The sequence below is a fragment of the Paracidovorax konjaci genome (assembly GCF_900112675.1).
GTDB lineage: Bacteria > Pseudomonadota > Gammaproteobacteria > Burkholderiales > Burkholderiaceae_C > Paracidovorax > Paracidovorax konjaci.
In genome coordinates this window covers 117,708-131,276 of the sequence record NZ_FOMQ01000002.1, presented here as the reverse complement: position 1 = coordinate 131,276, position 13,569 = coordinate 117,708, and the positions used below count along the sequence as shown (strand labels likewise).

The window sequence follows — 13,569 nt, the reverse complement described above, 5'->3', positions numbered from 1 at the left end:
GCAAGCCCTCGCCGCACCGCCCACCATCCGATCAGAAACACCGCCCAACCCCCCACCCATTCCGGAAACGCCATGGAAATCGAGTTCAAGTTCCTCATCCCTTCGCACCGCCTGGAAGGCGTGCAGGCGGAGATGCAGCAGGGCCACTACACCGCACGCCGCATGGAGGCGCACTACTTCGATACCCCCGAGGGCGACCTGGCCCGCCAGGGGATCGCCTGGCGCGTCCGGGACGAAGGCGGTGCATGGGTGCAGACCGTCAAAACGCTGGGCGAAGGCCCGCTGGCGCGCGAAGAACACAACGCCGCCCTGCCGCGGCCTGCCGGTGCGGAGGGTGTTCCCCGGCCGGACCCGGCGCTGCATGCGGGCTCCGCGGCAGGTCGGCAACTGGCCCGGGCATTGGCCCACGCGAAAACATCGCCCGTGGAGACCTACGGCACCGGGTTCGAGCGGGTGACCCGCGACATTCCCTTCGACGGCGGAGGTGCCATGGAACTGGCGCTGGACACCGGGCGGGTCGTCGCCCACCGCGGCACCGCGGAAGAAGCCTCCGCACCGATCTGCGAACTGGAGCTGGAACTGAAAGACGGCCCGGTTTCCGCGCTCGTCGAGGCGGCACGCGCCTGGGCGGCAAGGCACGGGCTGGTCCTCAGCACCCTGTCGAAAGCCGAGCGCGGCGAGCGCCTGCGCGCGGGTGGCTCCGCAGGCCCCGCGGCCAAGGCCACGCCCATGCGCGCGAAGAACGGCCGCCTCCCTTCCGGGCAGCACCTGCAGCGGGTGGTCGTGGGCAACTGCTTGGAGCAGATCATGGCCAACGCGAGCGAGATCGCGCAGGGCCACGGCACCGAGAAACACGTGCACCAGTTGCGCGTGGGCATCCGCCGGTTGCGGACCGCCCTGCGCGAGCTGGACGGCCTGGCGCCCAACAGCTTCGACCCGGCATGGGAGGCGCCCTTGCGCACGGTGTTCCGCCGCCTGGGCGAACTGCGCGACAGCGGGCACGTGCTGGAGGCGATGAATGCGCAACTGCGCCAGGCCGGAGGACCGGAGGTGGCGCCCGACCCCGAGGCCGCGGTATCGCCCGAAGAGATCTTGTCCGATGGCGCCTTCCAGGCGGTGCTGATCGCGTTGATGGGCTTCACGGTCGCGCAGGACGGCACGCCGCCCGCGCAGGCCCAGGCCCTGGATGCCGAGGGAACACGGCGTGCGGTGGGCAAGGCCCTGCGCAAGCTCCATCGCGGCATCGGCAAAGACATCGCATCGTTTTCCGAACTGACCACCGAGCGCCAGCACCGCGTGCGTAAACGCATCAAGCGCCTGCGCTACCTCACGGAATTCCTGGCGCCCGTGCTGGAAGGCGGGGGCCGGAAATTCCTGAAGCGCCTCGCGCCTGCGCAAGCGTCCCTGGGCCGGCTCAATGACGAACAGGTGGCCGACCGGCTGTACCGCCAACGGGCGGCGCGGCACCCGCAAGCCTGGTTTGCCGTGGGCTGGCTGGCGGCGCGGCGCCGGCACACCCTGGAAAATTGCCAACGCGCGCTGCAGCGCATCGGCGACGGCCCGGAAGTCCGCAAAAGGGCGTTCCGGCCATAAGCCGTCCTGCCCTGCCTGGACAAGGTGGAATGGATGGCTAGGCCGAAACGGCCCGGCCCGGGGTCTGGCCCGCAGCGCGGGAAGGTGGCTCACCCTGGGCCTCTGCGGCCGCCGGCGTATCGTCCGCCCGGTCCCGCATCGACCCGAAGGTGCGCGCGTAGACCCAGGTGAACTCGGCCCCCATGAGGAAAATCTGCGCCGAGTAATACACCCACACGAAGATGACCGCGAGTGACCCGGCGGCGCCGAACCCGGAAGCCAGCGCCGTCTTGCCGATGTAGAGCCCGATGAGCATCCGGCCCACGGTGAACAGCACCGCCGTGATGGCCGCCCCCAGCCAGACGTCGTGCCAGCGAACGCTCACGCGGGGCATGACCTTGTAGATCATCGCGAACACCACGGTGGTGAAAGCGAAACCCACGGCCGCGTTGATGCCCTGCGCCAGCACCTCCCACCCGCCGAACGCTGGCGCCCACCATTTGCCGAGCGCCGACACCGCCGCGCTCATGACCAGCGAGACCATGAGCAGAAAAGCGATCCCCAGGATCATCCCGAACGACAGGAATCGGGCCCGCAACAGGCCCCACAGCCCGGTGGACCCTTCGCGCACCGGCGCGCGCCAGATGCGGTCCAGGGCATCCTGCAGTTCGCCGAACACCGTCGTCGCCCCGATCAGGAGCACCACCAGCCCGATCGCCGCGGACGTGATCCCCGTCGACGGCTTGGCAGCGGCATTGAGCAGTTCCTCCACGGCCGCGGCAGCGTCCGCTCCCATCAACCCGCTCAGTTGGGCGAACACCTCGCCGCGTGCGGCCTCTTCGCCGAACACCATGCCTGCGATGGCGATCACGATGACGAGCAGTGGTGCGAGCGAGAACACGCTGTAGTACGACAGCGCCGCCCCCATGCTGGGCGCGTAGTCATCGACCCACGAAGAAGCCGCCTGCTTGACGAGCGCCCATGTGTTCTTGAGGTTTTTTTCTGGCATGGGGCGAAGCTATCTGCGACCCGCGCAGGAGGCTGTAGGACGAGGCTTGATTCAGCGCCGCACGTTTTAACGCGGCCGGAGACAGCCGCGATTGAACTCGCCACGTGCCGGCCGGCTGTTCTGGCTGGTGTGGGCTTTTTTGTCTGTGACGGAGCTTGCAGCTACTGCGTGGGCGTGCCCGTCTGCTTCTGCTGGCGCGTTGATTCCGACTGTTCAACGCGCGGCTCAAGCCGTGCGCCGGATGTGCAGCCGCCCTATCCCCCGATCCAAGCCTCTACCGCGCAGGATTGGCATTGTCGTTTCGAGGCATTGGCTGTATTGGCTGTTCAGTACACAAAGCACGTGCCGCAAATTTTCCGTAATGACGCCAAGAAAATTGAATGAAGAGGAAAACTGCCTTCATGCCGCCGCAAACATTGAATAGTTCGCTCACATTTATATAGCAGAATATAGTTGTTTGATCTCTGGAAATCACTGCTCGCTGCGCTCAGCAACGCGATCTGCAGGCTGCGATGTTGATCGCATTGCCGCGCTGCTTGCCCAGGATGTCGTGCGCGCTCTAGAAAGCAACCCTAGGTGGGCACCCTGTTCGGATATTGTGCTGGTATTGCGCCATGCGATACATCCGCCTCACGAAATCCAAAGACGTTATCAGCCTAAAAGAACATTAGAAGAATTAGAAGCAAGAACATGACAATACAATACAGAAATATCTTTGGCCTTCCATTATTCCCTTTATTCTCCTTGATATTTATACTGAGAAAAAGAAATGCCAGTGACAGCACGAATATCAAACTCTGGACCAAGCCATTCATAACTAACCCTTGAAAAACGTTGGACGGCCTGTAGATGGATACTCTCATCTCGCAATTAATACAGGAATTCCAATAATAGTTTCATACAAATCAGAAATAGTACTATTAAAAGGTTTAGCCGAAACACTCTTCAAAAGCTGCGACATGACAACTAAAAAAGCAGAAGTTCAAGACAAACCAGAACCGAATCCTCCGTTATAGCATTAAACTTTTTCATCCGTCATACTCCGCAGGTTCAATTCAAGAACAACAAGATGAATTGCAATCAAAATAGCAGAAAGCAAGAGTGCAGCAAATAATCCACCCCATAACCTATTGAGCCAATCGCAGTACCTGCCAAGATTGAAACTATTCCTATGTAAGCAGCAACAGAAGCACCTTGCGCAAAACCTGCTCACCAAGCAAGCAGTGATATTGAAACTTAATTGTTTGTAGTTGGCCTTTAGCGTTTGGGGTCGTACAGCTGCGTGAAGCCGCCTGCCCTCGCAGGTTGTTGCCCATCGTGACCGCGCTGGTGCTTTGGGCACCACTTGTCTAGCTGATCGAGGGCAGTAAGTGCGCCGACAAGCGCTGCGTTATACCGCGTGAAGTAGGCGTTCAATGCGGCCAAGATTAATCACAAACCACGAGAATTTGTATATTTTCCGAGATAGAAAAATACATCAAATGTAGCAAGCAAAATAATCAAACTCGCCATTTCGTTTTCAGAAAATATCAAAAAATACAACGCAACAAAAAACATAATAACCGATACCGACAAATAAACAACCCTTAATATTGTCAGCCGCCTCAGATCACTCAGCGATCCTTTCTTCAGCTTGACCTCCAGCAAATAAACAACCAATGAAAGAACAACGAACGGAAAAACATATACAAAAAACAAATAATTCATCTACACACCCCACGGGAATCAAACCATCCAATTGCCGAACCGCCAACGCGTACAGAATTACTGTTAAGCAAAAGTTGCGTCCAATACCCAGCAATCTTTAGCGCGATCAAATCTGCAAGCAGCAAGGCTGCTGTTTGAGCTAGGATTTTTCCAATGGCGACTTCCAATCCTCTGGCTCATTATCATGAGCCAATGACAACGATCAACAACCCCACTAATTGATATTTTTCTTTTTAATTACCAGAAAAATAATCACCAACAACGTCAATGCAACAAAAAAGAAATTCATCCAGGCAACAACCAAATCATCGAATTTGTATACAAAGTTGTTTATCCACTGGAAAAACGAAAATCCCAGCAAAGGCTGCACCAGCAATCGTCCATCAATATTTCTTCTAACCCCAAGAAGATATATTATTAGAATTAATAAAAATACAACAACATTCCAAATGAACATAAATTACCTCTGCCAGTAAAAAGCTTTGCACTGCAATGCAGTGTTAGTAGGGATAAATATCCCTGGCAACATCCAGAATAAAAATCCCATCGTCAACCCAGTCAATACTCCTCCAGTCAAAACACCTGCAAGCAATGAAATCCCGCCCATTGCGAAAAAGAATCCACCCCAAAAGCAAGCGAGCTTTTCTTCATCCCCTTCGTAGAGGCTTAATGCGTGAGAAAATTCGCCAGCAAATGCAATTGAAAGGTACGCAGGGAATGCGGTACCTACTCCTGCGGGAATAGTGACGGCATATAAAGCTATCGTAATAGACAGCAAAATTGCCATTTGCGCCCCTACAGTGAACGCTCCATTACTTCCTCCTTCAATGGTGTAGGCCCCAGCCCCCGTAGCAGGATCAATTGCCGTGTACCCCGCCCCCATCCATCCGCTCTCAGCGATCGGGCTCTCATGAATCGTCACCTCATACCCCACATCCAGTGACTGCTGCACCCGGTTCTGCGTGTCGTAGCTATGTGCTGATAGCGCGCTGGTAACGATGCCCGGGTTTTGGCTGTAGACCTTTCTCGTGATGGTGTAGATCTTCTGCCCCTGCGCTGCCGCAATCCCCAAGGCTTTGACTGACGATATTCCCTGCGGGCATTCCGGCAAGCCTGCAATAGGGTTGGAGTTTCCCTGCAGATTGCACTTCTGCGGATCATTGAAGAACCGCTCAGGCACCGCGTGCTCCAGCGCACTCATGTACTGCCCCCTAAGCCGGTTGTAGCTCACCCATTTCTTATCGTCGTTGTCCTTCGCCCAACTCACATTCCGGATGTGCCCGATATCGATATTCACCCCAGGAAACGTCACCTGCCTCACCACGCCCCAGCTATAAATCGGTTGGGCTACTGCATGGAACAGGCCGTAGGAGAGCCCAGGGTTCTCGATCATCTGCGCCTGGTTCTGGGAGAGCCGGTTATGGCTTTCCGCCGCTGCGAACCAGCTCCAGATCACCGCCGTCAGCAGATCCCCACTGATCTGCTCCCCGGTCAGGTTCTGCAGGTTGTTGGCCTGTAGCTGAGTTTTGGTGTTCTCCAGCCTCGCCTTGAGGCTGTCCAGTTGCCTCGCGCTGATACCTCCCGCGCTGATGCCGATGGCCGTGGCCTGCCCCGCCACGTGGCTTTGGTCGGGCGTGATGTCCCATTGCGTGGGGTCGTACAGCTGCGTGAAGCCGCCCTGCCCCTGCAGGTCGCTGCCCATCGTGACCGCGCTGGCGCTTTGGGCCACCACCTGCCCATCCAGGCTGATTTGCGGTTTGAGCCGGATCAGGTAGCCCGGCAGGCTGGTGGGCAGTTCACCGGGCTGGATCGGGCTGCCGTCCGCGTGCGGCTTGGGCAGGAAGCTGGCGATCAGGTCCGACGTGGCCTGGTCGGCCGGCACATAGCTCAGGGTCAGGCGTTTGCCCGCCAGGCGGCTCGTTGGGGCTGTATAGCTCAGTAACTCATTGCCCCAGCCGTCGCTCAGTCGATAGGTGAACCGGTGCTGCAGACCCGCCGGGACCGTGGCGCTCTGCTGGCCCGCCTGGACCAGGGCCAGCGGCGTGACGCCGCCCAGCACGCTGTGCACGGTCTGCGGAATGATCTTCCTGCCGATGACGTCGCCCACGGTGGCGTCGGGCTTCTGGGTGTCGATGGCGGTCTTGAGGCGGGCCTGGTACGCGGTGAGCTGACTCTGGATGGCCGCCTGGTTCAGGTTCTGCACCCAGCCTTCCTGCTCATTGACCGTGGCCCCGCTCTGGGCGGCATTCAGCAGGGCCTGTGCGTCCAGCGGCACCGCGGTCTGCAGATCCATGCCCGCCGCGTAGCTGTACTGCTTCACGCTCGCGTCCAGCGCCACCCAGGCGTTCAGCGCCCCGTTGGGGTGGTTGTGCTGGGTCGGCGTGGCGTTGCGGGCTCCCCGACCAGGCGCCCAGTTCACATAGGCCTGCACCCACGCATGCTCGAAGCGGATGCTCTGCACCGTCCCGCCCTGCACGCTGCCCCGTGCCGCGATGCCGCCCTGGTTCATCAGCTGCAGCACCGCCTGGATGTGGCTCGCGCCTCCCACCCAGTTCATCGCCTGCGCGGCAGGGATCTCCACCGTCCCGAACTGGTAGCGCGCCGGGATGCCCGCTGCGCGCAGCAGCGCGATCTGCAGGCTGGCGATGTCGACCGCGTTGCCGCGCTGCTTGTCCAGCGTGTCCTGCGCGCTCTGGATCGCTCCCCATGTGGGCACCCATTCGATGGTGTTGCGCACCCAGTTCTGGATCGCCACGGGGTTGTTGCCCAGTTCCTGGGCCTTCGCGCGGATGGCGGCCGTGAGGGTGACTTCCGCCGTTTCCGCCAAGTCCTCGGGCATGGGCGCCTGCCCGGGCTCGGGCGGGATTGTGAACTGCAGGCCCAGGCCCAGGCCATTCCCCCCGCCCGCCTGCGCCACTTGCACCTGCTGCTTGCCATGCAGGTTCTGGAACCACGCGAGCCTGTTCTCCGCCGGCGGGCGCTGGTTGGGCTGCGGGTTTCTCCAGGGCAGTGGGCCGGGGGCCGCGGGTGCGCCGGCACGCGCTGCGGGGTACCGCGTGAAGTAGGCGTCCAGTGCGGCCAGGGTGGCCGCGCCCGGGGACTGCCGCCATGCACGGATCAGCCCGCGCAGTTCGCCGGCACGCTGGTCCAGCTCCGTCTGCGCCTGGTCGTGGCGGGCCAGGATCTCGGCGCCCACGCCCTGCGCCTGGAGCTGCTGGCGCATCGCGGCGAAGTCGGCCAGCACGGCATCGGTGTCGGCATCGATCGCGCCCAGCAGCGCGGTGATCTGCGCCTGATCGGCCTCGGCGGGCTCCGCGCCCGCCTGCGCTTTGGCCACGCGGGCAACGGGCCGTTCGTTTCGGGCCTTCACCTCCCTCAGCAACTCGTGCACCCGCGTGAGGTTGCGGCTGGTGCGCTCGGTCACCAGCGCACCCGGCGGCTGCGACGCGCGTGCCTGCTCCAGTTTGGCCGCCTCGATGCGCTGCTGCCACTGCGCCAGCCGCTGCATCTGCTGCTGCGCGGCGGCAGGGACGGCAGGCGTGCCTTCCTGGGCCAGCGCGCTCAGGGGCTGGAGCGCCAATGCCAGTTGCGCCGCCATCACGGTGCGGGCTACGGGGCGCAGCCAGGGGTGCCACGCGGCTCGGGTGTTGTGGGGTGCACTCATGCTCGGGATCGCGTGGTTCATGGTTTGCTTTGAAGGGGTGAGCGCGGGGACGGGCGGCGGCGCGCGCCGAAATGTGCGACTGCAGGCACCAGGAGAAGCAGCGCGAGCAGCCACCGCCCCTCGAGGGGCACGGGCCGGAACTCGACCGGTGGCTGCGCGGCCGAGGCGGTGAGCGTGACGGTGGCTTGCGCCAGGGGCTGCTCGCTGCCCGCGATCTCGATGGTGGCGGCCACTGGCAGCACGCTGCCCGCCGTGCCGGCAGCGACCCAGTTCCAGCTGTACTGGCCGCCCGTGCCTGCGGGCAATTGCACGCCGGTCTGGGTGAAGACGGCGATGGGGGTGCCGCTGCCGGGGTCCAGCACACGCACGCGCACCGTGGCGCCCGCTATGGCCGCATTGCCGTTGTTGAACACGCTCAGTTGCAGCGCCGAAGAGGCGCCGATGGCGACAGCGGCCGGGGCCGCACCGAGCTGGCCCGTGATGCCCACGGCACTTTGCAGCGAATCCTGGACCACGAAGCTGGCGGTGCTGGACGCCAGTTCCACGTCGCCAAGGCCTGCCCGGGCGCTCGACCTGGCGGCCAGGGCCGTTCGGCTCTGGTAGCTGGCCGAACCGAAGAGCTGGATGCGCACCTGGTAGGTGCCCGGCGCCAGGCTGCCGGCCGGGAGGTAGTAGCCGTACTTGCGCTGGCTGCGCGGAACGGCCTGGGCGATGTCCTCGGTCTGGACGAGCACGACCTGCCCGCCGGGCGCGATGACCTGCGTGACCGCTCGCAGGTTTTCCTGCAGCAGGTTGGCGCTGAGGTTGGCCACCCGCGAGTCGATGAACACGGTGTGCGCAGCGCTGTAGCGGCTGCGGTCGGTGCTCGCGCGGGCGCTGTTGAGGCTGTTGTCCGCAGCGCCGGCCACGGCGCCCGCCTTCACCGCGAAGGGCGCGCTTGCCGTGCCGTACACGAGGCCCTGCGGCGTGACGAGTTCTGCCCGCACCTGGTAGTCGCCGGCGAGCACGGCGGCCACCGACCACGGCGCCAGCACCTGGTCGCTGGCCGCCGGTTGCAGCGGGGCCGCGGTGCCGAGCGGCAAGACGTCCACGGACTTTCCGGCCGCATCCAGCACCGTCAGCCGAACGAGCGCGTTGCGGACAAAACTCCCCGCGTTGCGCACCGTCGCCGTGAAGCGGGCGGTGTCGGCTTCCGCGTAGGTCGGTTTGTCCGTGGCCACCGCGATGAGCAGGTGGTTGGCGATAGCGCCCAGATCGGCCGCGGCCACGTTGTTGCCGCGGTCGAAGTCGGCCAGGGTGTGGCGGCCCGTGCCGTCGTCGTCGGCGACGATCCACACGGTGCCCATGGCGCTGAGTTGCGCCAGCGCACGGGCGGGGACGATCGCCAGGTCTTCGAAGGCGCCCGTCGGCAGCACCTCCCGCGTGACGCCTTGCGCCACCAGGGCCTGCGCCGCAGGCGGGCCCAGGGCGGGGTCGGTGTTGTAGATGGCCACCGGGGTGCCTGCGGGCACCTTGTAGGAGCCGGCATTGCCTACGCGCACGATGATCTGCGAGGGCGTCTGCGCACCGCCATCCACCACGCGCACGTAGCTGGCCGTGACGTCCGCGATGGCCCGGGCGTCCGCATCCATGCGACGGTTCAGCCGGAAGGTGTTGTGGCTCTTCCAGCTGGGCTCGGGGTCGCGCGGAACGCTCAGGTCGTCGTTGATGTGGTTGATGCTGTACGCGTGCTGGTTCCAGACGCTGCGCGTGGGCACCCAGGCGTTGTTGACGTCCTCGAACGCCCGCACGCCATGGAAACGCTCCGTCGCGTTGATGAGCCAGCCGAAGTCGTTGGACACCACCAGCATGTCCGAATGCCCATCGGCATCCACATCGACCACCAACGGGTATTCGAGCGTGGTGTCCGACGTGTTGGGCTGCTCCCAGAGCACCTCGCCGGTCGGCCCCTTGAAGACGCGCAGCTTGATTTCATCGGCATAGAGCACTTCGGCCACGCCGTCGCCGTCGAAGTCGAACACGGTCGAACCCGTGATCTGCGAAGACCAGTCCTGCGAGGGCTTGCTCCACAGCAGCGACCCGTCGCCCCGGAACGCCGAGTACGCATTGGAGCCCGCCACACCGATTTCTGGGATGCCGTCGCCGTCCATGTCGGCAATGGTGGGCGGGCCACCGGTCCCGCCGCCGGGCAGCGCCGTCGTCCACCGGACCTGCCCGTCCGCACCGATCAGCGAGAGCTGGCCCGAATGGACGATGGCGATGGAAGGCTGCTGCTTGCCATCGAAGGATGCGACGGCGGTGTAGCCATCCATGGGGGCCTGCCACACCAGCGTTCCGTCGGCGGAATAGAGCGACCCGCCGAAGATCACGTTGGCATTGCCGCGCCCCTCGATGTCGGCCGCGACGGGGATCGAGAAGCCCCCGTTCCTTTCATAGGAGGTGCCGACGTTCGGTCCATTGGCGCGCCATTTGGTGGTGCCGTCGAAATTCAGCACGGTGAGGCCGAAAATGATTTCCGGCCGGCCGTCGCGGTCGATGTCCGCCACGTACGGCGCGCCCCACGGCGGGGAGCCCGAGCTGGCCACCATCACGTCGGAAACCCACCACTTGTCGCCGGTGTTGCGGAAGGCGACGACGCGGTAGTCGCGCGTGATGGCGATGATCTCCGGCTTGCCGTCGCCATCGAGGTCCGCCAGCGCGAGGTTGGCGATCGCGGAGATGGAGTCGTCCCGGATGGACAGCAGGTGCACCCCGGTCTTGCCATCGACCACGCGGATCGTGGCCGCGTTGTTGTATCCCAGCGAGGCGGAGAACGACGTGAACACCGCGACGGGCCTGTCGTCCGAGTCCAGCCGCCCGTCGCCGTTGGTATCGACGACGCGCCCGACCACCGGCGCCATCATCACCTGGTTGTAGTCGGGATACGGCGACTGGCTCCCGTCCCAGTGCCATTTGAGCTTGGGCGAGAACGCTGCGGCCGAGGGCGTGAACAGCACGTCCTGCGCACTGGACCGCACGTTGTTGGACTTGTCGCTCTCGGGAACCGCCCCTTCGGGATCGACGATCACGTGGATCGGCGCATCCCGGAACGGCAGCATGCCGGCCACCACGATCTCGAGGGTCTGGGACTGCTCGGACGCCAGTGCCGCGGACAACGTTGCCTGGCCGAGCACGGTGTCCGTGCCGGCGTCGTATCGGCCGTTGCTGTCCGTGTCGAGGAAGGCGAGCACCGGCACGTTCGCGGGGGCCGGCTGCGTGCCCGCGTTGCGCACCTGCACCTGCAGCGCCCCGAGAACGCGCAGTGTTTGCGGATCGGTCTGCAGGGTGTGGCGCCGGACGGCCTGCACCTGCAGGTCCACGGCCAGCGCCGCGGTCCGTGGGGGGCGCAGGCGCAGTTGTCCCAGGTCGATGTCCTGCGCAGGCTGCAGCAGGTAGCTGGCCGTGAAGCCCTCGTAGCCCGGGGCGGCGACCACGAGCTGCACGCTGGCGCCGTCCAGGCCACCGATCGCGAAGCGGCCGTCCGCCTGGCTCGTGGTGGTGCGCACGATGCCGGTGCTGGTCGTGGCGGACAGTTGCGCCGCGGCAATGGGCTGGTTGTTGCGGGCGTCCAGGACGATCCCGCTCAGGCTGGCACGGTTGGCATCCGGCGGGCTCTGGCTGCCTGCGTGGAGCCTGGGGGAGTATTGAACCGCCGTATCGCTCTGCGAACTGCAGGCGAGCCGGGTGTTGGCCTCGGCCGGGCCGTAGCCCGTCTGGCTGACGCTGATGCGCGTATCGCCCGAAACCAGGCCGGCCAGCACATACGCGCCATCGGCATCCGTGAGCACGTTGCCCGTGTTGGCGCCGCTCAGCGACACGGTGGCGCCCGCGATGGGCGAGGTGTCGGCGGCCTTGGTGACGCGGCCCAGGATGCGGCAGTCGGTCGCGCCGCCCGGGCCTGTGGCCGGGCTGCGCACCAGGGCGGGCGAGAAATCCAGCGTCTGCCCTGCCAGGACGTCCGCCTGGCCGGTGGCGTCGTAATACCCGGCCCTGCTGGCCACCAGGCCGACGGTGCCGGGCGCGACATCGCTGATCAGGTAGCGGCCGGCCGCGTCGGTGGTGGCGCTCAGCGATCGGCCCGCCACCGAGACGGTCACGGCGCCCAGGGGGGCTCCGCTGGCACTGTCCTTGATAGTGCCGGTGATGACCGCGCTGGTGCTGTTGCCCGGCACCAGCATCTGCAGCGTGCCCAGGTCGGTCACCACGCCGGCGCGCAAGGTGGCCGATGTCTGGACGGTGCGGTAGCCAGGGGTGCTGGCGGTGAGGGTGTAGGCGCCGGGTGGCAGCCCCGCCAGGCGGATCTGACCGGATGCGTCGCTCAGCCCCTGGATGCCGCTGCCTGCCGGGCCGGTGAGCTGGACCGCAGGGATGGGGTTGCCGTTGCGGGCGTCGATGAACTGCACGCGCAGTGCGGCCTGGGCGGGGTTGACGGCGGGGCGCTCCGCCAATGCCAATGCGCGCAGGGCCAGCGCCGTGGCCCAGGGATCGTTGCCGCCCCAGGCCCCGCTGGCGCCTTGCGCCGCCAGCAGCCAGGCCTTCACGGATGGGCCGATGTCCGGCAGAGCGCCGCTGTAAGGGTGCACGGCCTCATAGACGAGCGCGGTGATTCCGGCATCGGACTGCCAATGCCCCGCAGGATCGGCCTGGGACAGCAGGTAGGCCGCGGCTCTGTCGGCAATGGCAGCGGCGAGGGCCGAGCGCTGGCGGTGCTCCCGCAGGCCACGCAGCACGGTGGCCGTGCCCAGCAGATCGCCGCGGCCGCCCACGGTGAAGCTGCCATTGGCAGCCTGCTGCTGTTGCAGCCAGGCCAGGGTGGGCTCGGCCTGGGCGGCGCTCCATGCGCCCGCCAGTGCCTGCAAGGCCCAGCCGGTGTCCAGCGCGCTGGTCCCGCTGAGTTGGTCGTAGGTGGCAAAGCCGCCGGAGGCCGCGCGCCGGCCTTGGAGTTCCGAGGCGCGGGGGATCTGGCTCTGCTGCTGCTGCAACCACTGCGTGCATGCCAGCACTTCCGTCGCCGTCTCGGCCACGGGCGCCGCATCCAGCGCGGCGGTCAGCGAGGCGGCCCGGGCGGGATCGGAGAACTCCAGCAGCGTACGCGCGGCTTCGCATTGGCCCTGGGAGGCTGTGGCCGAGCCGGACGCGCTGGCCAGCCCACCCGTTGACTGCACCTGGGCCTGCAGCCACGCAAGGCCGCCGGCACTGTCCGCCCAGGCCAGGCCGGAACAGGCCCACAGCAGAACGAAGCACAACCACACCCGCACGGCCTGGGCCGCACGCTCGATTCCCGTCACACGCATTGGAGATCCTCTCGTCTCTCACCGTGCGCATGAAAAAGCGTCGTCGGCCGACCCTGAGTCGACCACCTCCCCCTAACCGCAGATGCAGAGTCGTTGCAATTTTTTGTTGGCGCGGATACTAGCGGTAACGGATGAACTCATCTGTGACAAATGTCGGTGGATGTTGATTGGCAGCAACTATCGAAATTTATCCTGGCAACCCATTGAGCTGCCGAAGCCTTTTTGGTACCTCACCGCCATCCCCCCGGGATTTCTGGCTTTTGCAAAAAGAAAGGAGCGCTCCT

The 13,569-nt window shown here is 64.5% G+C and carries 5 protein-coding genes; 2 read left to right on the top strand and 3 right to left on the bottom strand.

The genetic code is table 11. From position 1 onward, the window contains the following. The first annotated feature begins 72 nt into the window (after window positions 1–72). A complete protein-coding gene (locus tag BM144_RS03205; RefSeq protein ID WP_092949776.1) occupies window positions 73–1,593 on the top strand; it encodes a CYTH and CHAD domain-containing protein in 1,521 nt (506 codons plus the stop codon). A gap of 37 nt (window positions 1,594–1,630) precedes the next feature. Here BM144_RS03205 and BM144_RS03200 read toward each other — a convergent pair whose 3' ends face one another. After that, window positions 1,631–2,581 carry a YihY/virulence factor BrkB family protein gene (locus tag BM144_RS03200; protein ID WP_092949774.1) on the bottom strand — a complete coding sequence of 317 codons (951 nt, stop codon included), beginning with the start codon at window positions 2,579–2,581 and terminating at the stop codon, window positions 1,631–1,633. Between the two features lie 168 nt (window positions 2,582–2,749). Here BM144_RS03200 and BM144_RS22525 point away from each other — a divergent pair, with 168 nt between their 5' ends. Then, window positions 2,750–2,965 carry a hypothetical protein gene (locus tag BM144_RS22525; RefSeq protein ID WP_139225623.1) on the top strand — a complete coding sequence of 72 codons (216 nt, stop codon included), beginning with the start codon at window positions 2,750–2,752 and terminating at the stop codon, window positions 2,963–2,965. Window positions 2,966–4,748: 1,783 nt separating this feature from the next. Here BM144_RS22525 and BM144_RS03195 read toward each other — a convergent pair. Both BM144_RS03195 and BM144_RS03190 read right to left on the bottom strand, forming a co-directional pair. Continuing rightward, on the bottom strand, window positions 4,749–7,973 hold the full coding sequence (locus BM144_RS03195; RefSeq protein WP_092949772.1) for a transglutaminase domain-containing protein: 3,225 nt from the start codon (window positions 7,971–7,973) through the stop codon (window positions 4,749–4,751). Next, the gene (locus tag BM144_RS03190) at window positions 7,970–13,285 is read right to left on the bottom strand and encodes a carboxypeptidase regulatory-like domain-containing protein (RefSeq protein WP_092949770.1); all 5,316 of its coding nucleotides are present in this window, start codon (window positions 13,283–13,285) and stop codon (window positions 7,970–7,972) included. Before BM144_RS03190 ends, BM144_RS03195 begins: the two co-directional genes overlap by 4 nt. Window positions 13,286–13,569: the final 284 nt, after the last annotated feature.

What these genes read in the sequence shown, in the direction of transcription:
- BM144_RS03205 (WP_092949776.1), top strand. Translation starts at nt 73, where the DNA reads ATGGAAATCGAGTTCAAGTTCCTCATCCCTTCGCACCGCCTGGAAGGC.
- BM144_RS03200 (WP_092949774.1), bottom strand. Translation starts at nt 2,581, where the DNA reads ATGCCAGAAAAAAACCTCAAGAACACATGGGCGCTCGTCAAGCAGGCG.
- BM144_RS03195 (WP_092949772.1), bottom strand. Translation starts at nt 7,973, where the DNA reads ATGAACCACGCGATCCCGAGCATGAGTGCACCCCACAACACCCGAGCC.
- BM144_RS03190 (WP_092949770.1), bottom strand. Translation starts at nt 13,285, where the DNA reads ATGCGTGTGACGGGAATCGAGCGTGCGGCCCAGGCCGTGCGGGTGTGG.